Genomic DNA, 21,011 nt, shown 5'->3' on the forward strand with positions numbered 1-21,011 from the left:
CCACACCGCACCGGCATCGACATTCAGATTTTGCCGAGCATTTCCTTGGCCTCGCCGCGCTGCGCCTCATCACCTTCGGTGAGCACTTCGGAGAGGATGTCCCGCGCGCCGTCGGCATCCCCCATGTCGATATAGGCCTGGGCGAGATCGAGCTTGGTGGCGACTTCATTCGTACCGGACAGGAAATCGAACTCTGGCTCATCATCGCCCAGCGCCGCGTCCTCAGCGGTAAAGGAAGGTTCGATGGGCGGACTTTCCAGGCTCTGGGACAGGCGCTCCAGCTCGGCGTTGACATCGTCCAGCTCCGAAGCGAAGGCATCCGGCTTGGCGGCTGCTTCTGGCTCATCCGCCAGGGACAGGTCGAAATCCTCCGGCAAATCGAAGTCATCCAGCGCCGATGGGGTCAGCGTCGGCGGCTCCACTGCCGACACATCCTTCATCTGATCCTCAAGACCGGAAAGGAAGTCGTCGTCGGACTGCTCGGACGCCGGGTCATTGAGTTGCAGGTCCAGGTCGAAGTCCGACAGGTTTTCCTCGCCGGCCTTGGACGCCGACTGCTGTTCCAGGAGCGCTGCAAACGTCTGTTCGTCGTCCAGGCTGGCTGGCGAAGCCGCCTCCAGCTCATCCAGGCTCAGGTCGAAATCGGTGTCGAGTGCATCGGGCTCGGTGGCCGGGACGGCCGGTTTGTCTTCCAGCAGGTCCTTGACGTACTGCGCGTCGAGTGCCGCGGCGGCAACCGCGGCACTGACGCCCGCCGCCAATACCGCCATCGCAGGAAAGCGCGACTTGAGCTGCTCGACCTGGGCATGGTTTTCACCATTGGCCACCAGTTGACGCTCCTGGGTCACGAAACCGTCCTTGTCGCTTTGCAGGCCGTAGACTTCCATCAGCTTCAACCGCAGGTCGCTGCGCTTGGGCTCGTGCTTGATCGCTTGCTCCAGCACATCGGCGGCCTGGTTCAGATGACCACGGTCGATATGGGACTGGGCTTGCGCCAGGGCATCGTTGGCGTTTTGCGGGGCCACGGCAGCGGCCAGCGGCGCGAGCACGGAGGCAACCGTCGGAACCGCTACCGCCGGCGCAACCACTGGAGCAGGTGCCGGAGCGGCTGCCAGCTTGACGTTCGGCGGCGGCACTTCGAGGCCTTCGAAACTGTCCGACGGCAGGTCCTGTTCGATGTTCGAGGTAAATTCCGGCTCTTCAGCCAGCGCCCGCGCCATGCGCAAGTGCTTTTCCTCTTCACGACGGGCGTTGCGATGGCGCGCCCACAGCAGCAGGAGCAGCAACACCACCAGGCCAGCCGCGCCGCCGATCACACCGAGGACAACCGGGTTGGTCAGCAGATCATTGAACTTGCCTTCCGTGGTGTCAGGTGCCGCGGCCGGTTTAGCCGCCTCAGGTGCCGGCGCCGCCGGGGTTGGGGTTGTCGCGGCGGGCTGTGCAGCGGGTGCTGCCGGCGTGGCGGCCGGGTCGCTTGCCAGCTGTGCGGGCATCGCTGCCGTCGCCGCTACGGCCGGGTCGCCTTTTTCTGCCTGCAAACGGGCCAGTTGATCGTTTTTCAGTTGAATCAACTTTTGCAGTTTATCCAACTGGCTTTGCAGATCTGCGGCACGGCTCTTGAGCTCTTCGTTATCGCGGCGAGTGGTGTCCAGTTGCTCCTGGGTCATCGCCAGCTTGTCGCTCAGGACCTGGCTGTCGCCGGCCTTGCCCTTGCCGCCTTTCTTGGCTGCTTCAGCCGAGACCAGGCTCAGGTTGTCCTGGGCATTGGTGGTCGACGGCGCGTTGCCGGCCTGGGCACGCTTGGTGGCGTCCAGTTGCTGCTTGCCGGCCGCCTGATTGGTAGCCCCGCGCCGACCCTGGCGCCAGGCGGCATTTTGTACCCTCACTTCGGCGATTGCCTGAGGTTGCGGCAACGCCGTGCTTTGTACGGTGTCCGGCAGGCGCAGCACCTGGCCGGTTTTCAGGCGGTTGATATTGCCGTCGACAAAGGCGTCGGGGTTGAGGGCCTGAATGGCCAGCATGGTCTGCTGCACCGAGCCGCCATTGCGGTGCTTCTGCGCAATTTCCCACAGGGTGTCGCGGGACGTGGTGGTGTGCTGGGCCGGCTTGCTCACAGCGGGCGCAGTGCGGGCGGGCGCTCCCACGCGTGGTGCAGGTGCTGCGGAGGTCGAAGTCGACTGGTCGAACTTGGCAGGGTCGAGCAACACGCTGTAGTCGCGCATCAGGCGGCCATTGGGCCATTGCACCTGCAGCAGGAAACGTACGTAGGAATCCGGCAGCGGCTTGCTGGAGGTGACGCGCACCACGCTGCGACCACTGGGATTGATGACCGGGGTAAACGTCAGGTCATCGAGAAACGCCTGGCGATCGACGCCCGCGTCCACGAACGCCTGGGATGAGGCCAGGCTCGGGGTGATCTCGGACGCCGTGAGGCCACCGACATCGAGCAATTCGATTTCCACCGACAACGGCTGGTTCAACTTCGATTTAAGGGTCATTTCCCCCAGCTGCAGCGCCTGCGCCATACCGGAGGACAGCGCCGAGGCGGCCGCTATTGCTAACACCAGTTTGCGAACTTGAACCATAGCCTCATCCTTTGTTTGAACACTCCCCGGCCTGCGAGAAGGTTGGTAACCGCTTGCCATAAGGCATGGCGAGCCGATAGGTCACCGACGCGCAATTGTTCCTGCTTGGGGCCAAGCATAGCGCCTGGTTAGAATCAATCTACAAATTGCCGCCAAGTATCTTTTACGCAAGGCGTTTTATCAACAACTGCGCCAGTTGCACGGCGTTAAGGGCGGCGCCCTTGCGTACGTTATCTGACGTCAGCCACAGATTTAGTTCAGCCGCGTCATCCACTCCTGCGCGCACCCGGCCTACATAGACCACATCCTGGCCCACTGCGTCGCCCACGGCTGTAGGGTAATCCCCCTCTTCTACCAGCTCGATACCCGGCGCGGCCTCCAATGCGCGGTTGACGGCGGCAAGATCGACTGCCGCGCCCAATTGCAACGACACAGTCAGGCTATCGCCAAAAAACACCGGGGCTTGAACGCAAGTTGCGGAAATCTTTAGCAAAGGTAACTCCAGGACTGCGCGCAGCTCGTGAACCAGGCGCTTTTCCAAGGCGGTATGCCCTTGGGCGTCTGGCGTGCCGACTTGTGCCAACAAGTTGAAGGCCATTTGCCGGTCAAAGAACTTAGGTTCCAGAGGGCGCACGTTCAGGAGCTCGGCGGTCTGACGGGCCAATTCGCTGACGGCTTCGCGGCCCTGGGCAGACACTGCCAGGCTGGCAGTGACGGCGACACGCTGGATGTCCAGCAAGCCGCGCAACGGCGCCAGCACCACCGCCAGGTTGGTGGCGGACGGGCTCGGGCTGCCGAGCTGGAACGGTTTTTCCAGGCCGTCGAGGACATGGGCATTGGCTTCCGGCACCACCTGGGGCGCCTGCTCGGCGGGCAAGGCTCCCGACAAATCGATCACCGAGCAACCCGCCGCCGTGGCTCGCGGCGCGAAGCTCAGGGTGACTGCCGGGCCTGCGGCGAAGAAGGCCAGTTGCGCCTTGCTGAAATCGAATTCGTCGACCTCCTTGACCCGTACGTTCTTGCCGCGAAACGGTACCGAGGCGCCAGCAGAATTACTGCCCGCCAGCAGGTACAGGGTGCCCACCGGGAATGCCAGCTCTTCGAGAATCTGCACCAGGGTTTCGCCGACCGTACCGGTGGCACCGATCACGGCAATTTCAAAGGTCTGGGTCATGGGGGCTGCCTCGGGCATTGCGGGGGGAGCGGCACTTTACCGGGTGGCCGGGAGTGAGGCAATTAACCTGGGGCTGGTGGAGTGGCTGATGGCGCTATCGGGGCAAGCCCCCTCCCACATTCAACCGAGTTCCAACGTTGAAATGCTGTTCACTGTGGGAGGGGGCTTGCCCCCGATAGCGCCCGAAAGAACAATAAAAAACCCGCGCCTGTCACCAGAACGCGGGTTTCTATTATTGCTTCAAGCGATCAACGCTCCAGCAAGATCCGCAGCATGCGACGCAGCGGCTCCGCCGCGCCCCACAGCAGTTGGTCGCCGACGGTGAACGCCCCCAGGTACTGGGTGCCCATGTTCAGCTTGCGCAGACGGCCCACCGGTACATTCAGGGTGCCGGTGACCTTGGTCGGGCTCAGCTCCTGCATGCTGATGTCGCGGTTGTTCGGCACCAGCTTGACCCAGGGGTTGTGCTGACTGATCAGCCCTTCGATATCAGCGATCGGCACGTCTTTGTTCAGCTTGATGGTCAGCGCCTGGCTGTGGCAGCGCATGGCGCCGATGCGCACGCAGATGCCATCCACCGGGATCGGGCTCTTGAACCGGCCGAGGATCTTGTTGGTCTCGGCCTGGGCCTTCCACTCTTCGCGGCTCTGGCCGTTCGGCAGCTCTTTGTCGATCCACGGGATCAGGCTGCCGGCCAATGGCACACCGAAGTTCTCGGTCGGGTAGGCATCGCTGCGCATGGCTTCGGCCACACGGCGGTCGATGTCGAGGATCGCGCTGGCCGGGTCGGCCAGTTGATCGGCGACAGCGGCGTGGGTCGCGCCCATCTGCTTGATCAGCTCACGCATGTTCTGCGCGCCGGCACCGGAAGCTGCCTGATAAGTCATGGCGCTCATCCACTCGACCAGGCCGGCTTCGAACAGGCCGCCCAGGCCCATCAGCATCAGGCTGACGGTGCAGTTGCCGCCCACATAATTCTTGGTGCCGGCATCCAGCTGCTGGTCGATGACCTTGCGGTTGACCGGGTCGAGGATGATCACGGCGTCGTCCTGCATGCGCAGGCTCGAGGCGGCGTCGATCCAGTAACCCTGCCAGCCGGCTTCACGCAGCTTGGGGAAGACTTCGCTGGTGTAGTCGCCACCCTGGCAGGTGAGGATCACGTCGAGGGTTTTCAGCTCTTCAATGCTGTAGGCGTCCTTGAGCGGGGCAATATCCTTGCCCACGGACGGCCCTTGGCCACCTACGTTCGAAGTGGTGAAAAACACCGGCTCAATAAGATCGAAATCCTGCTCTTCCAGCATCCGCTGCATGAGCACGGAACCGACCATACCGCGCCAACCGATCAGACCTACACGTTTCATCGCAACTACACCTTGTTAAAAAGTGGGCCGCCTTGCAGCAACAACTGCAAGCGGGCCCGAGAGATTACAGATTCCGCAGCGCGGCGACTACTGCGTCGCCCATTTCCTGCGTACCCACCTTGGTGCAACCCTGCGACCAGATGTCGCCGGTGCGCAGGCCCTGGTCCAGCACCAGGCTCACGGCCTTCTCGATCGCATCCGCGGCGTCGCTCAGGTTGAAGCTGTAACGCAGCATCATCGAGACCGACAGGATGGTCGCCAGCGGGTTGGCAATGCCCTGGCCCGCAATGTCCGGCGCCGAGCCGTGGCAAGGCTCGTACATGCCCTTGTTATTGGTGTCCAGGGACGCCGACGGCAGCATGCCGATGGAACCGGTGAGCATCGACGCCTGGTCGGACAGGATGTCGCCGAACAGGTTGTCGGTGACGATCACGTCGAACTGCTTCGGCGCACGGACCAGTTGCATGGCGGCGTTGTCGACGTACATGTGGCTCAGCTCGACGTCCGGGTAGTCCTTGGCCACTTCTTCGACAATTTCGCGCCACAGTTGGCTGGAGGCCAGGACGTTGGCCTTGTCCACCGAGCAGACCTTCTTGCCACGCACACGGGCCATGTCGAAACCGACGCGGGCGATACGGCGGATTTCGCTCTCGCTGTACGGCAGGGTGTCGTAGGCCTGGCGCTCACCATTCTCCAACTCGCGCACGCCCCGTGGCGAGCCAAAGTAGATACCGCCGGTCAGTTCACGCACGATCAGGATATCCAGGCCCGCTACCACTTCCGGCTTCAGGCTCGATGCGTCGGCCAGTTGCGGGTAGAGGATCGCCGGGCGCAGGTTGCCGAACAGGCCCAGTTGCGCGCGGATTTTCAGCAGGCCGCGCTCAGGGCGGATATCACGCTCGATCTTGTCCCACTTCGGGCCACCCACGGCGCCAAGCAGCACCGCATCGGCGGCGCGGGCGCGGTCCAGGGTTTCGTCGGCCAGGGGCACGCCGTGCTTGTCGATGGCAGCGCCGCCGATCACGTCGTGGCTCAATTCGAAGCCCAGGCTGTACTTGCTGTTGGCAAGCTCCAGGACCTTGACCGCTTCGGCCATGATTTCCGGACCAATACCGTCGCCAGGGAGAATCAGAATCTGCTTGCTCATGGGTTCCTCATTTCATCGAGCGACCTGCCCGTGGGCAGGTCGGGAAAATTAATCAGCGTTCGGCCCAGACCACCAGCACGTCGGTGCTGAAAGTGCCGTCGGCCTGAATCTCGTAGTAATCGCGCACTTCCTGGCCCATCGCCTGCTGCAGCTCCAGGATCGCGGCGCGCAACACTTGCGGTGTGCGCATGCGTTCGACCCACGAGGTGTATTCCAGGCGCAGGCGCTGGCGGCTGCTGTTGCGTACGTGCAAGCCGGCTTCGCTGAGCTGGCGCATCCATTCGGCGGCGGAGTAGTCACGCACGTGGCTGGTGTCGCGCAGCACTTCGACGGTTTGCAGGTAAGTGTCCAGCAACGGGCTGCCCGGTGACAAGACATCGACAAACGCCGCCACGCCGCCCGGCTTGAGCACGCGGCGCACTTCGCGCAGCGCCACGCCGAGGTCGCTCCAATGGTGCGCCGAATAACGGCTGAACACGAAGTCGAATTCGCCATCGGCGAACGGCAGGCGCTCGGCGGCGCCGTTTACGGTGCCGATATTGGTGAGACCGCGATCTTGCGCAGCGGCGGCCACCACATCGAGCATCTGCTGGGACAGGTCGTAGGCCACCACTTCCTTGACCAATGGCGCCATATGGAAACTCACATGACCGGCACCGCAGCCCAGGTCCAGCAACCGTGCATGGCCCTGCCCGGCCAGTTCAGCCTGGAGCAGCGCGAATTCGGTGCCTTGGGCGTGCACGGCACTGCTCAGGTAGGCAGATGCCTGTTCGCCGAATTGTTTTTGCACGACTTGGGTGTGGGCGGTGCTGGTCATGGTGGCATCCTTCAAGGGTTGTGTTGCTGGTACCGGCCCTATCGGGGGCAAGCCCCCTCCCACATTTGGAATGCGTTCCCCCTGTGGAGGGGGCTTGCCCCCGATGAGGCCGGTCCTGCCTACATCAATTTATGCGTCACGAAACAACCAGGGCTGGCTCGCCCGGTGCCTGGCTTCGAACGCGGCAATCGCATCGCCGTCCTGCAAGGTCAGGCCGATATCGTCCAGGCCGTTGATCAGGCAGTGCTTGCGGAAGGCGTCCACCTCAAAGTGGTACACCTTGCCGTCCGGACGGGTCACGGTTTGCGCAGCCAGGTCGATGGTCAACTGGTAGCCCACATCGGCTTCCACTTGCTTGAACAGCTCGTCGACTTCTTCGTCGGTCAGGATGATCGGCAACAGGCCGTTCTTGAAGCTGTTGTTGAAGAAGATGTCGGCATAACTCGGCGCGATGATGCTGCGAAAGCCATATTCTTCCAGGGCCCACGGCGCGTGCTCGCGGCTGGAACCGCAACCGAAGTTTTCCCGGGCCAGCAACACGCTGGCGCCCTGGTAGCGCTCGGCGTTGAGCACGAAGTCCTTGTTCAGCGGGCGCTTGGAGTTGTCCTGGTAGGCGTAGCCCACGTCCAGGTAGCGCCATTCGTCGAACAGGTTGGGGCCGAAACCGGTGCGTTTGATCGACTTCAAGAACTGCTTGGGGATGATCTGGTCGGTGTCGACGTTGGCACGGTCCAACGGCGCGACCAAACCGGTGTGTTGGGTAAAAGCTCTCATCGGGTTTTCCTCAGATCAATTCGCGAACGTCGATGAAACGACCGTTGACGGCAGCGGCGGCGGCCATGGCCGGGCTGACCAGGTGGGTACGGCCACCCGCGCCCTGACGCCCTTCGAAGTTACGGTTGGAGGTGGACGCGCAATGCTCGCCCGACTCCAGGCGATCCGGGTTCATCGCCAGGCACATCGAGCAGCCCGGCTCACGCCACTCGAAACCGGCTTCGAGGAAGATCTTGTCCAGGCCTTCGGCCTCAGCCTGGGCTTTTACCAGGCCCGAGCCTGGCACCACGATGGCCTGCTTGATGGTCGAGGCGACTTTGCGGCCCTTGGCGATCACTGCCGCCGCGCGCAGGTCTTCGATCCGCGAGTTGGTGCAGGAGCCGATAAACACGCGATCCAACTGGATGTCAGTGATCGCCTGGTTGGCCTTCAAGCCCATGTACTTCAAGGCGCGCTCGATGGAACCGCGCTTGACCAGGTCGGCTTCCTGCGCCGGGTCCGGCACGTTCTGGTCGACGGCCAGGACCATTTCCGGCGAAGTGCCCCAGCTGACCTGCGGCTTGATCTGGGCAGCATCGAGTTCAACCACGGTGTCGAACACCGCATCGGCGTCGGACACCAGGTCTTTCCAGGCTTCGACCGCGGCGTCCCAATCGGCGCCTTGCGGTGCAAATGGGCGCCCCTTCACGTATTCAACGGTTTTCTCGTCCGCCGCCACCATGCCCACGCGGGCACCGGCTTCGATGGACATGTTGCAGATGGTCATGCGGCCTTCGATGGACAGGTCGCGAATGGCGCTGCCGGCGAACTCGATGGCATGGCCGTTACCGCCGGCGGTGCCGATCTTGCCGATCACGGCGAGCACGATGTCCTTGGCGGTCACGCCGAACGGCAAGGTGCCTTCGACACGCACCAGCATGTTCTTCATTTTCTTGGCGACCAGGCACTGGGTGGCGAACACATGCTCCACCTCCGAGGTGCCGATGCCGTGGGCCAGGGCGCCAAACGCACCGTGGGTGGAAGTGTGGGAGTCGCCGCAGACCACGGTCATGCCCGGCAAGGTGGCGCCCTGCTCCGGGCCGATCACGTGGACGATCCCTTGACGCACGTCATTCATCTTGAATTCGGTGATGCCATATTCGTCGCAGTAGTCGTCGAGGGTCTGCACCTGCAAGCGCGACACGGTGTCGACAATGGCGTCGATCCCGCCCTTGCGCTCCGGGGTGGTCGGTACGTTGTGGTCCGGGGTGGCGATGATCGAGTCGACGCGCCAGGGCTTGCGCCCGGCCAGCCGCAGGCCTTCGAACGCTTGGGGCGAGGTCACTTCATGGATGATGTGACGGTCGATATAGATCAGCGACGAGCCATCGTCGCGCCGTTTCACTTCATGGGAATCCCAAAGCTTGTCGTAAAGCGTTTTGCCGGCCATCAGTCGGTCCTCATCAGCGGTGTTTCTATGCGCCGGGCTTTTCAATAACCCTTTGGCTTGTGAGGCTGATGGTATGGCGCTACATTAAATAACTCAAATTCATATTTTTTATGCTTTGGATTACCAACTGGAATACAACCATGGACCTGGCCAACCTCAATGCCTTTATTGCCATCGCCGAGACCGGCAGCTTCTCCGGCGCAGGTGAACGCCTGCACCTGACCCAGCCGGCCATCAGCAAGCGCATCGCCGGCCTGGAACAGCAATTGAAGGTGCGACTGTTCGATCGCCTGGGCCGTGAAGTCGGCTTGACCGAAGCCGGCCGGGCCTTGCTGCCGCGCGCTTATCAGATTCTCAACGTGCTGGACGACACCCGCCGCGCCCTCACCAACCTCACGGGAGAAGTCAGCGGCCGCCTCACTTTGGCCACCAGCCACCATATCGGCCTGCATCGTTTGCCACCGATCCTGCGCACCTTCACCCGGGAATACCCGAACGTGGCCCTGGATATTCAGTTTCTCGATTCGGAAGTGGCCTACGAAGAAATCCTCCACGGCCGCGCCGAAGTGGCGGTGATCACCCTGGCGCCCGCCCCCCATCACCTGGTAAGCGCCACCCCGGTGTGGGACGACCCGCTGGATTTCGTGGTGGCGCCGGAGCACAGCCTCACCGGCAACCGCGACGTCAGCCTGGCCGATATTGCTGGCCACCCGGCGGTTTTCCCTGGCGGTAATACCTTTACCCACCATATTGTCAGCCGTCTGTTCGAGGCCCAGGGCCTTACGCCGAACATCGCGATGAGTACCAACTATCTGGAAACCATCAAGATGATGGTCTCCATCGGCCTGGCCTGGAGCGTCTTGCCGCGCACCATGCTCGATGATCAGGTGGCGAGCATCGCTTTGCCGGGCATACAACTCAGTCGCCAGCTAGGCTATATCGTGCACACCGAAAGGACACTGTCGAACGCTGCGCGGGCGTTCATGAGCCTGTTGGATGCACAGGTGGATCTGCCAGTGATACCGGTATGACGCCGTGCGGCACCAGGTTGTGAATAAAACCGCGCTGTTTGCCCATCGAGCCAAGGCCCTTTGATAATGCGCAACCCTGTCGACCCTCTACCTCCCCTGCCCCGCATCTACGCCCTGGACCCCCAGCAGGCGGAGCAGAGCTGGGACAGCGCCCCGCAACTGCTGGCAGCCCTGAATGCGGCCCGGCTGGGCGCGTGGTGCTGGGAAATCGACACGGGCCGTATCAGCTGGTCACGGGGCACCCAGGCGCTGTTCGGCTTCGACCCGCGCCAACCACTGCCCAAGGACCTGGATTACCTCGACCTGCTGGCGCCGTCGGATCGCTCCCGGGTGGTGCGCGCCTTTCATGCGGTGCTGGCCGGCGAGCCGTTCGAGCAGGCCATGCACCATCACATCCAATGGCCGGACGGCACGTATCACTGGTTGGAGATCAACGGCAGCCTGGCACCGGACAAGGCCGGTCGGCGCCGCATGATCGGCGTGATCCGCGAGACCACTCGCCAGCGCGAGCGAGAGCACGCCCTCAGCCATTCCGAAAAACGCTTCGCCACGCTGTTTCACCTGTGCCCGAACATGGTGCTGTTGACCCGCCAGTCCGACGGCCTGATCAGCGAAGCCAACCAGTATTTCGAGATGCTTTTCGGCTGGCCGGTGGCCGATGCCATCGGCCGCACCACCCTGGACCTGGGCCTGTGGCGCCACCCCGAACAACGTGCGCAACTGGTCCAGGCCACCCAGCGCAAAGGCGAACCCATCACCATGGAAGTGCAGTTCTGCGCCAGCAACGGCCAGATCCACGATGGCACCCTCAGCGCGCAAAAGGTCGAGCTGGAGGGCGAGGCCTACTTGATCAGCACCTTTCTCGACACCACCGAGCGCAAAAACGCCGAAAACGCCCTCAAGGACAGCCAGGAGCGCCTGGACCTGGCCCTGGACTCGGCACAACTGGGCACGTGGGACTGGCACATCCCCACCGGCATGCTCTACGGCTCGGCCCGCGCCGCTCAACTGCACGGCCTGCCGCCCGAGCCCTTCCATGAATCCTTCGAAGCGTTTTTCGAGGGCATGCCCAGGCAAGAGCGCGAGAACATGCGCAACGCTTATCGCACCCTGCGCGAAGGCCCGGCCGGCAATTACCAACTGACTTACCGCGTGCCACTGGAAGACGGCAGCTCGCGCTACCTGGAAAGCCGCGCCCGCCTCTACCGAGACGAGCAAGGGGCGCCGCTGCGCATGGCCGGCACCCTGCTGGACATCACCGACCAGGTGGAGCGCGAACAACGCCTGACCGCCTCCGAAGAAAAGTTCGCCAGCCTGTTCCAGGCCAGCCCCGATCCCATCTGCGTCACCTGCCTGGACAGTGGCGCGTTCATCGAGATCAACCCCGCCTTCACCCAGACGTTTGGCTGGACGGCGGCCGAGGTGATCGACAAGAGCGCCGAGCAGATCGGCCTGTGGGACGAGTCAAGCAAACGCCTGCAGCGTATCGAACAGGTGATTCGCGACCAGGCGTTGAGCAATGTGGCCATCGTGGTGCACCACAAGAACGGCCAAACCCTGACCTGCATGATTTCCAGCCGGCTGATCAAGGTGGGCGACCAGCCGTGCATCGTCACCACGTTGCGCGACATTACCCAGCAACAACGCTCGGAGGCCGCGCTGAAGGCCAGCGAGGAGAAATTCGCCAAGGCCTTCCATTCCAGCCCCGACGCCATCTCCATCACCGAGCGCGACACCGGCCGTTATGTGGAGGTCAACGATGGCTTCTGCCGCCTCACCGGCTACCGCGCCGAAGAAGCCATCGGCCTGACGCTGTACCAGATCGGCATCTGGGCCGATGAAAACCAGCGTTCCGCCTTGTTGGCCGAATTGCAGATCAAGGGGCGCATCCCTCACCTGGAAATGCTCTGGCACAATAAACGCGGCGACGTGTTGGCGGTAGAAGTCTCGGTCGAGCCGATCACCCTCAATGAAACCCCGTGCCTGCTGCTGACCGCGCGGGACGTGAGCCTGCTCAAAAACGCCCAGGCGCAGATCCGTCACCTGGCCTATCACGACCCGCTGACCAACCTGCCCAACCGTGCGCTGCTGATGGATCGCCTGAGCCAACAGATCGCCTTGCTCAAGCGCCATAACCTGCGCGGCGCCCTGCTGTTTCTCGACCTCGACCATTTCAAGCACATCAACGATTCCCTCGGCCACCCGGTGGGCGACACCGTGCTGAAAATCGTCACCGCGCGCCTGGAAGCCAGCGTGCGCATGGAGGACACGGTGGCGCGCCTGGGCGGCGATGAGTTCGTGGTACTGCTCAGCGGCCTGGATGGCACGCGCACGCAAGTCAGCACCCAGGTGCAGGAACTGGCCGATACCCTGCGCGAATTGCTTTCGGAGCCGATGTTCCTCGATGGCCATCGCCTGCAGGTCACGCCAAGCATCGGCGTGGCGTTGATTCCCGACCATGGCACGACCCCGGCGGACCTGCTCAAGCGCGCCGACATCGCCCTGTACCGGGCCAAGGATTCGGGGCGCAACACCACGCAGATGTTCCATAACAGCATGCAAAAGGCCGCCAGCGAGCGCCTGCGCATGGAAACCGACCTGCGCCTGGCCCTGTCACGCGGCGAGTTCAGCGTGCATTACCAACCCCAGGTGGATGCGCGCGGCAACAGGATCGTCGGCGCCGAGGCCCTGGTGCGCTGGCAGCATCCGCAGCTGGGCGCGCAGTCGCCGTCCGAATTCATCAAGGTCCTGGAGGACAGCGGCCTGATCCTCGAAGTGGGTACCTGGATCCTCGACGAGGCCTGCGCCGCCTTTGCACAGCTGATTGCCGAAGGCTTGGTGGACCCGCTGAATTTCAGCCTGTGCGTGAACATCAGCCCCCGGCAGTTTCGCCAGAACGACTTTGTCGAACGGGTGGAGCGCAGCCTCAAGCGGCATCAACTGCCCTGCAACCTGCTGAAACTGGAAATCACCGAAGGCATCGTGATTCAGAACCTGGACGACACCGTGGCGAAGATGCGCCGCCTGAAGAAGCTCGGTGTCAGTTTTGCCATGGATGACTTCGGTACCGGCTACTCATCGCTGACGTACCTCAAGCGCCTGCCGGTGGATGCGCTGAAGATCGACCAGTCCTTCGTACGCGACGCGACCCATGACCCCAACGACGCCGAAATCATCCGCGCCATCGTGGCCATGGCCCGCAGCCTGAACCTGACGGTGATTGCCGAAGGCGTGGAAACCCCGGAGCAATTGGCGTTCCTGCAAAAGCTGGGCTGCCATTTGTTCCAGGGGTATTTGCACAGTCGGCCACTGCCGATCGAAGGATTTCGGCGGTTGTTGGTCTAGCCCTTACACCAGCTTCAACGCAGTAAGCGTTTTGCGCCGCCAGGGCGACTCGTTCAAGGCGTACTTTTGCCCATACAGGTCCAGCATCCCTTTGACGACCACCACGGAATGCCAACCGTCTGCAATCGTACCGATTGCACCGTTGACCAACTCCTCGACAGTGCTGTTACGGATGTAACCGAACAGGCCCAGGCGCTGGAGAGCCTCACCGGGGTATTCGCCATCGTTGAGGGTTTCCAGGGCCGCCGTAAAGCTTCTCCCCGCACGGAAATCGTTGTTCTCCAACTGCGCCCGCTTGGCGCTGCAGGCATAGAGGAAGTTGGCGTAATCCAGCAATACCGGGTTGCTGCCATAGAAGTTCGACGCGGCGGTAGCCTGCCTCAGTTCCTCATGGCTCAAGCGCAACCGGAAGCCATCGCGCATGGTCACTTCGCATCCGGCTGGCGTTCTGTAGATGGCCGTGTAGATGCCTTCGGGGAAACGGGTGATAGCCGCCTTGATCGCCGACACCGTCACGCAATTGCCCTCCACACCTTGATAAAAACCGCTCCAGATATCGGCGTGCCGGATACTTTCCGATACCTGAGCCAGGCCCCTGTCACGCTGCGGTGGAGTCTCACGATCATCAAACAGCACATAACCGTAACCTTCGCCGTGCGTGTGATTGGCGCCGCCCACCACGAGCGCCGCTCCGAAGTCATGGGTCTGGCGGACCCAGGCCAAATCCCTGCCGACCATGTCGCGGGCGGCAACCCATCGCGACACCCCATACACGCCCATTCCCTCCAGGCAACGCTTGCTTGTCTCGCCCTCAAGGGTCTTCGCCAGGGCGGCGTCGAACGTCGCGTAGCCGCCCAGTTGCTGCTTGCGCTTTACAAAGGCCGCCAACATGAAGTTGGCGTGCTTCAGCGCATCAGGGTCCTGCCCTGTGAACCTTGACGCCCGGGTGACCTGTTCAAGCTCTGCCTGGGACACATGCACCCTGTATTGATCCTTCATGGTGACGGCATAACCTTCACCTGCCTGGGTTACCTGGTGGAAGACATCGGAGGGACGCGGGCCGAGGGTCATCATCATCAGTTTGATAACCGCCACGTGAGTACTGCAGTCCATATTTTCGCCGAATCGACGCTCGGCGGCTGCGAATGCATTCACAGGCCCATCAAGGCTCATCCCGGCCCCGGAGCGGACCATACTTGAACCATGCTCAGGCAGCCGTTTTGCAATGACCGTGCGATGCCCCTCAATCAAAGTGTTCATCGGACTGCTCACTCAAGGCTGGACGAAAACGTACAGCCAGGGCACTGGCCGCACCTCTTGCACGCGCACATCACACCAATGCGATGGCGTCCCCACGAGTCGGCGCGGAACCCTGGCGCCCATACATCTCTTCGCGGCCATTGATCACCGCCACGGAATGGAAGGCTCGATTGCACATGCCCAGCTGCCCCCTGGCGAGATCTCGCACACTCACCCTCTTCATGTGCTTCCTGAGGCCCAGACGCAGGAAACCCTCGCCTGGCCCAAACTCATCCTCCCCATTGTTCAAGCTTCTCACGCCGGCGGGATAACTGCGGCTCGCCCAGCCGTCGTTGTTTTCCATCTGCGCACGCTTGGCACTGACGGCGAACAGGAATTGCGCGTCCTTGAGCATGCCTTTATCGCGGCCGATAAAACGCGAAGCCGCGGCGCCAATTTTTAACTCTTGATCCGTCAAGTTAAGTACAAAATCATCGCGCATCGTCACCCGGTAACCATCACTTGTCTTGATCACCTCTTTATAGATATCCGTTGGACTTTGGCCGAACTTGTACATGGCTGCCTTGATGGCCGATACCGTGACACAGTTACCATCCGGGCCTTGACGAAACCCACTCCAGATATTGTCAGGTTTTGCGCCATTACGTTTATCCGACAGGTTCGGTATAGGCACATACTGTTTGGGTTGCGGCTCCGGCGGCACGACGGGCTCGACGGTCGGATTTACCTGAGGGCGCGGCGTACTATCGGGAACCAACTTATCCGTTTTACTCGTTAGAAGATTAAATAACTGCGTAAAAAACGAAGTGAACAACGCAATAACGCTGGCAGCCGGATCTGGATCGGCGCCTATCGCCGCCTGACCGCGTGGCCCGCCTGCGGTAGCAGATGCAGCGCCTGTACCAAACTCGATAGATTTAAACCGATAGGAAGGTGCAGGTTCGTTGACGGCCGCCGGCAAGTTTCTGTTATACGCCTGACGAACATTCACTACGCGCGCAATATTATGAATCGAACAATACGACATGGTGTTCACTCCACTTTCCGAGTATTTCTCCAAGCGCTGTGCCGCCCGGAGAAACACCGTTTTATTTATCCAAGAAGTTGCGACGCAATGGCAGGAATCAGTTTCCTAACCGACGACGGTTGATAAAGGCCCACCCCTTGAAGTCAGTCTCATTTTCAGCAGGGCCAGGACTGGTGACGTCCGCTTCGGGCTTTGACTGATCTGGAATATCCTTCTGCCTGTTATCGGTCGAGGTCACGGTCTTTGTGTCAGGTCGCGGTGTAGTTCCGGGCAGGGGCGTCGATTCAAGCCGGTGCAGCGCGCCAGGATGGATGCCTGAAGACTTGGCTTTGGAGGGTGGTGTCACCTTGGCGTCAGGAGCCTTGGAGTCCGACAACTTTGCGTCCGACAACTTGGTGTCCGACAACTTTGCGTCCGACAACTTGGTGTCCGACAACTTGGTGTCCGACAACTTGGTGTCCGGCAACTTGGTGTCGTGCCGTGGAGTCACGTCGAGCCTGTGCAACGGGTGAGCATTAAGCCGTACCTCAGGCCTGATGGGCGGCACCTTGGCATCGGGTTGTGGAGTCACCCCGGGGGTGGGCACCGAAAGAGGATTGACCCCTCCTCCGTCGCGCTCCACATGGGTATCAGGACAGTGGCAATTGCCGATATTGAGCTCTACCTTGACCTGCGCATTCGAGTCGTTGCTCACGTTGACATGGGGCACAGGGACCGACTGAAGCGTCCCTTTGTCGACTTTCACTGTCAGCTGGTTCGTCGTATCCGATGTAGCCCTGGGCGTTGTGCCTGGTTCCACCTTCACTTTCAATTGGGTCGCCAGGTCCGGGGTGGTCCCCGGCAACGTGGCTGGTTCCGTCTTTGCTTTCAGCTGGGTCGTCGCATCCGACGTGACCGCCGTCAACTGAGCGGGCTCTGCCTTTGCTTTCAGCTGAGTCATCATGGCCGGCGCGGCCTGCGGCAACTTGCCTGGATCTGCCTTTGCTTTCAACTGGGTCGTCGTATCCGACGTGACCGCCGTCAACTGAGCTGGATCTGCCTTCCCTTTCAGCAGGGTCGTCGTATCCGACTTGACCGCCGTCAACTGAGCTGGATCTGCCTTCACTTTCAGCAGGGTCGTCATATCCGGCGTGTGCTTGGGTGTTTTATCGGAATGTGTGGCCAGGGCGGGGGTCATGTTTCTCCCCGACACCATCTCACGCATGGTTTTGAAGACTTGCTCAAGCATGTCGAACAATTTTGAAAATGCTCCGGCGTTGATCATCATTTCACCGTGAGGCGCTCGGGCAATATCAGGCCGAAGCGCAGGCGAAATCCATATTGGATCCGCCTTGGAAGAACTCAGCGGCTCATTGTTTTTAACAGGTGTCGATGGCAGCAAATGATGACGTGGGGTCTCAACCTTTACAGAGGGTGAACCATTAATCGAGATGGACATGAATACGCTCCTTAGTGGGCGCCGCCCGGCGGTTACACGCCAGGAGTGGCGACAGGATTTATATGTACTGGAAAACAACAGCGCTGCCTTACAGTCCCTACTTCGTGGAGCGTGAGACTATCGAGTTCCAGAAATCGCGCCTCACATAAGGAAACCAACGCGAACTTTCAGACTTTACCCCATGGTCATTCCAAGAAAATCTTGATTCATCGCGCACCGGCGCCGTACTAACAGACATACCCACTCATAAAGTGCTGGACATGCAATTAAGAGACATAACTGAACACACCACTAATAGTTGAACTGTGATAATTCACACGCACAGAACATCCACCCGCAATCATCAAAGCGTCGCAGGAACAGTCACCAGAACGTGCAGAATGATTCAGTCCTTATCCAAAGACTTTTAAACGCAGAAGGCTCCTTGTCTTTCGACAAGGAGCCTTCTGTGAAACATATCAGGCGTTCGACACAGCGCGGTGAAAGGTCAGGCGGCGACCGGAGTATCCATCCCCAACAACCGGCTGACCTGCTCCAGTTCGGTCTCGCGGCGCAAGGCGGTAAACAGCGCGACAGCTTCGGGGTAGTTGCGCGTCAGCATTGCCAGCCACTGCTTCAACCGGCCAGGGGCCTGGCGCTCGGTCAACTGTGCGACCGACTGGGTCCAGAAGTCCTGGAGCATGGGTTGCATTTGCGCCCAGGTCATTTCCACGACGTCTTCGCCTGCACGCGCGGCGGCGATTTGCAGGGCCAGGTCCGGACGCGCCACCAGGCCGCGACCGAGCATGATGTCTTCAACACCACTGATCTCCCGACAACGCCGCCAGTCTTCGACGCTCCAGATATCGCCGTTGGCGAACACCGGCACCTTGACCACCTCCTGTACCCGTGGAATCCACTCCCAGTGGGCTGGCGGCTTGTAGCCATCGGTCTTGGTACGCGCATGCACCACGATATGCGCCGCACCGCCTTCGGCCAGGGCCGTGGCACACACCAGCGCGCCATCCGGGCTGTCGAAGCCCAGGCGCATCTTGGCGGTCACCGGGATATGGGCCGGCACGGCACGACGCACGTGTTCGACGATCTGGTTGAGCAGCTCCGGCTCCTTGAGCAGCACCGCACCGCCGCGGGACTTATTGACGGTCTTGGCCGGGCAGCCGAAGTTCAGATCGATCACCTCGGAACCCAGCTCGCAGGCCAGGGCGGCGTTTTCCGCCAGGCATACCGGGTCGGAACCGAGCAATTGCACGCGCAACGGCACACCGGCTGCGGTGTGGGCACCGTGCAGCAGTTCCGGGGCGAGCTTGTGGAAATACGCCGGGGTGAGCAGGCGGTCGTTGACGCGAATGAACTCGGTCACGCACCAGTCGATACCGCCCACGCGGGTCAACACGTCCCGCAGGATGTTGTCGACCAACCCCTCCATGGGCGCCAAAGCAATTTGCATGGAAAACACTCAACAAAAATCGTGGCGCAGTTTACTGGGTTTCCCGCGGCAACCGTTAACCCCCTGTCAGGGCGGGACCATAACCGTCGAGAAATTCGGCCGGCATGCGCTTGGGCCTGCCGCTGGACAATTCGATGCAGACAAAGGTGGTGTGAGCCCGCAGCAAGGTCGCACCGTCACGCGGGCGTACCAGCTGGAAACGACGGGTCATCTTCAGGCGCTGGTCCCAATCGACGATCCAGGTGGCCAGCTGCAGCTCATCGCCTTCGTAGCCTGCCGCGAGGTAATCGATTTCATGGCGCACCACGGCCATGGCACGGTCCAGGCGGCGGTACTCGGTGAGGTCCAGCCCCAGGCGCTGGGAATGGCGCCAGGCGCAGCGCTCCAGCCAGGACACGTACACCGCATTATTGGCGTGCCCCAGGCCGTCGATGTCTTCAGGGGCGACCTGCAGATCGATGATAAACGGCGTTGCCAAATCCCAGCCCATGCCTTGCTCCAGTCGATTGATGTCGGCGGGAGCAGTGTATCAGGCGGTTTGCCGGTCCTGTAGACGACAGCCGGCCAACAGCGCCAGCACGCCCTCGATCACCCGGGGATCGGCCAGCACTTTCTGGTGCCCGCCTTGCTCCAGGCGCAGCAGGCGGCTGTCGAACCAGGCTTCGTGGATGGCTTGAGACGCCTTGACCGGAACAAAGGTATCGTCTTCGGCGTGCACGATCAGGCCGGGGATATTCATCTGGTAGTGGGCCACATCCAGGTGCTTGAGCGGCATGCCGAACGTCAACTCCACCTCCTGGATAAACGCCGAGCGTGCCCGCGCCGGCAGACCGACCATGGTGGTAAAGCCGCGCAGCACATCCAGGAAGCGCGACGGTGCGGCGATGCTCACCAACGCCTCGGTACGCAGCCCCAACTGCACTGCCAGCATCGCACTGGCGCCGCCCATGGAATGGCCGATCACGGCGTGCAGCGGCGGCAGTTCGGCAGCCGCCTCCAGCATGGCTCGGGCGAACAGCAGCACGTGAGCTTCCCGTCCCGGCGAACGACCATGGGCCGGACCGTCCAGGGCAATCACCGAGTAACCGTTGCCTACCAACGCGGTGATCAAGCTGGCGAACTGGGTTGGCCGGCCTTCCCAGCCGTGCATCAACAACACCGCAGGGCCTTGGCCCCAGCGCAGGGCCGACAGGCCGAAACGCAAGGTGATGCGCTCCGATTGCGCCAGCAGCGGCAGCTCCCAGTCACGTGGCGGCAGGTCGCGTGGCGTCATGAAGGCACGCCGCATCTTGTTGGCGACGGTTTGCGGTGCCAGGTGTCCAACGGTGCCGTTGAAGCGACGAATCCAGGTTAACGCGCCCATCCTCGCACCCTCTTCTAGCGCACAGCCGACTTGGCCGCGCGTAACACTCGGTCCGACAACTCGCCCGGCCCCAGGGCACGCGCCAAGGCCAGCCCGCCGATCATCAACGCCATATCAGCCAAGGCTTTGTCAGTGTCTTCGGGACTCGCGGCAAGCTGGGCCGCCATCAGTTCCACATGCTCGCTCAGCGCCTCGCGGAAGGCGTCCGGCAGCCGCGCCATCTCGCCCACGGTGGCCGGGATCGGGCATGCCTGGACTGTAGAATCGCGGTGCTTGCGTGACAGATAAAACGCCGCCACCAGGCCCCTGCGCTCTTCTCCCGTCAGCTGTGCGTCCATATCGTCGATAGATGCACGCCGCCGCGCCAACAACTGGGTGAACGCCTCCAGCATCAAGGCGTCCTTGCTTTCGAAGTGCGCGTAGAAACCACCGACGGTCAGCCCCGCCGCGCCCATGACTTCGCCCACGCTAGGCTCGGCCGGACCACGCTGGGTCAATGCAGCGCTGGCGGCTTGCAGAATACGTTCGCGGGTTTGCGCTTTTTTATCGCTCATCGTTGCCTCCGACTTTCATGGGTTGAATATTATTACCATAATAATATTTAGCAAGCGACAAGCATGACCACTGGTCAGCAGAGCAAAGGGAATGGGGAGAGAGAATTGGCCAAACGCCAGACAAACAAAAGGGCCATTCAATAATTGAATGACCCTTAAAAATCCCGCAGAGCGGGTAATCGTGGCGTCCCCTAGGGGACTCGAACCCCTGTTACCGCCGTGAAAGGGCGGTGTCCTAGGCCACTAGACGAAGGGGACA

General features: G+C 61.6%; 16 protein-coding genes and 1 tRNA gene. 2 read left to right on the plus strand and 15 right to left on the minus strand.

The features are described from left to right. Positions 1 to 23: 23 nt before the first annotated feature. The 7 genes from B9N88_RS29630 to leuC all read right to left on the minus strand — a co-directional run bounded on the left by B9N88_RS29630 (position 24) and on the right by leuC (position 9,287). The gene (locus B9N88_RS29630) at positions 24 to 2,585 is read right to left on the minus strand and encodes a motility hub landmark protein FimV (RefSeq protein ID WP_027604073.1); all 2,562 of its coding nucleotides are present in this window, start codon (positions 2,583 to 2,585) and stop codon (positions 24 to 26) included. A gap of 163 nt (positions 2,586 to 2,748) precedes the next feature. Next, positions 2,749 to 3,759, minus strand: a complete 1,011-nt coding sequence (locus B9N88_RS29635) for an aspartate-semialdehyde dehydrogenase (RefSeq protein ID WP_027604072.1) — start codon at positions 3,757 to 3,759, stop codon at positions 2,749 to 2,751. A gap of 248 nt (positions 3,760 to 4,007) precedes the next feature. Next, on the minus strand, positions 4,008 to 5,120 hold the full coding sequence (gene asd, locus B9N88_RS29640; protein WP_027604071.1) for an aspartate-semialdehyde dehydrogenase: 1,113 nt from the start codon (positions 5,118 to 5,120) through the stop codon (positions 4,008 to 4,010). A 64-nt stretch (positions 5,121 to 5,184) separates the two neighbouring features. Further along, complete coding sequence (gene leuB / locus B9N88_RS29645) at positions 5,185 to 6,267, minus strand: 3-isopropylmalate dehydrogenase (protein ID WP_017530190.1); 1,083 nt, start codon at positions 6,265 to 6,267, stop codon at positions 5,185 to 5,187. 52 nt (positions 6,268 to 6,319) lie between these two features. Further along, a complete protein-coding gene (locus B9N88_RS29650) occupies positions 6,320 to 7,084 on the minus strand; it encodes a class I SAM-dependent methyltransferase (RefSeq protein WP_027604070.1) in 765 nt (254 codons plus the stop codon). A gap of 129 nt (positions 7,085 to 7,213) precedes the next feature. Further along, a complete protein-coding gene (leuD, locus tag B9N88_RS29655) occupies positions 7,214 to 7,858 on the minus strand; it encodes a 3-isopropylmalate dehydratase small subunit (protein ID WP_027604069.1) in 645 nt (214 codons plus the stop codon). A 10-nt stretch (positions 7,859 to 7,868) separates the two neighbouring features. Next, positions 7,869 to 9,287: a 3-isopropylmalate dehydratase large subunit gene (gene leuC, locus B9N88_RS29660; protein WP_027604068.1), complete on the minus strand. Its 1,419-nt coding sequence runs from the start codon at positions 9,285 to 9,287 to the stop codon at positions 7,869 to 7,871. A gap of 140 nt (positions 9,288 to 9,427) precedes the next feature. On the opposite strand from leuC, the gene B9N88_RS29665 reads away from it, so the two are divergent. Continuing rightward, positions 9,428 to 10,318 (plus strand): LysR family transcriptional regulator, encoded by an 891-nt coding sequence (locus tag B9N88_RS29665; RefSeq protein ID WP_027604067.1) that lies wholly within the window; start codon positions 9,428 to 9,430, stop codon positions 10,316 to 10,318. A 66-nt stretch (positions 10,319 to 10,384) separates the two neighbouring features. After that, positions 10,385 to 13,663, plus strand: coding sequence for an EAL domain-containing protein (locus tag B9N88_RS29670; protein ID WP_027604066.1), 3,279 nt, complete (start codon positions 10,385 to 10,387; stop codon positions 13,661 to 13,663). A 3-nt stretch (positions 13,664 to 13,666) separates the two neighbouring features. Here the strand turns inward: B9N88_RS29670 and B9N88_RS29675 are convergent, their stop codons facing one another. The 8 genes from B9N88_RS29675 to B9N88_RS29710 all read right to left on the minus strand — a co-directional run bounded on the left by B9N88_RS29675 (position 13,667) and on the right by B9N88_RS29710 (position 21,010). Beyond that, positions 13,667 to 14,923, minus strand: coding sequence for a hypothetical protein (locus tag B9N88_RS29675; RefSeq protein ID WP_043293335.1), 1,257 nt, complete (start codon positions 14,921 to 14,923; stop codon positions 13,667 to 13,669). A 70-nt stretch (positions 14,924 to 14,993) separates the two neighbouring features. After that, positions 14,994 to 15,950, minus strand: a complete 957-nt coding sequence (locus B9N88_RS29680) for a hypothetical protein (RefSeq protein ID WP_043293333.1) — start codon at positions 15,948 to 15,950, stop codon at positions 14,994 to 14,996. 97 nt (positions 15,951 to 16,047) lie between these two features. Further along, entirely contained in the window at positions 16,048 to 17,388 is a 1,341-nt protein-coding gene (locus tag B9N88_RS29685) for a pentapeptide repeat-containing protein (protein ID WP_218188748.1), read from the minus strand. Positions 17,389 to 17,875: 487 nt separating this feature from the next. Then, on the minus strand, positions 17,876 to 18,835 hold the full coding sequence (locus B9N88_RS29690) for a tRNA dihydrouridine synthase (RefSeq protein ID WP_027604063.1): 960 nt from the start codon (positions 18,833 to 18,835) through the stop codon (positions 17,876 to 17,878). Positions 18,836 to 18,890: 55 nt separating this feature from the next. Next, positions 18,891 to 19,325, minus strand: coding sequence for an acyl-CoA thioesterase (locus B9N88_RS29695; protein WP_027604062.1), 435 nt, complete (start codon positions 19,323 to 19,325; stop codon positions 18,891 to 18,893). A 39-nt stretch (positions 19,326 to 19,364) separates the two neighbouring features. Further along, entirely contained in the window at positions 19,365 to 20,198 is an 834-nt protein-coding gene (locus B9N88_RS29700) for an alpha/beta hydrolase (protein WP_027604061.1), read from the minus strand. A 14-nt stretch (positions 20,199 to 20,212) separates the two neighbouring features. Continuing rightward, entirely contained in the window at positions 20,213 to 20,752 is a 540-nt protein-coding gene (locus B9N88_RS29705; protein ID WP_027604060.1) for a TetR/AcrR family transcriptional regulator, read from the minus strand. Positions 20,753 to 20,934: 182 nt separating this feature from the next. Next, positions 20,935 to 21,010, minus strand: a tRNA-Glu gene (locus B9N88_RS29710). Between the last annotated feature and the right edge of the window lies 1 nt (position 21,011).

It is taken from the genome of Pseudomonas sp. LAMO17WK12:I1 (assembly GCF_900177315.1).
GTDB classification, from domain to species: domain Bacteria; phylum Pseudomonadota; class Gammaproteobacteria; order Pseudomonadales; family Pseudomonadaceae; genus Aquipseudomonas; species Aquipseudomonas marginalis.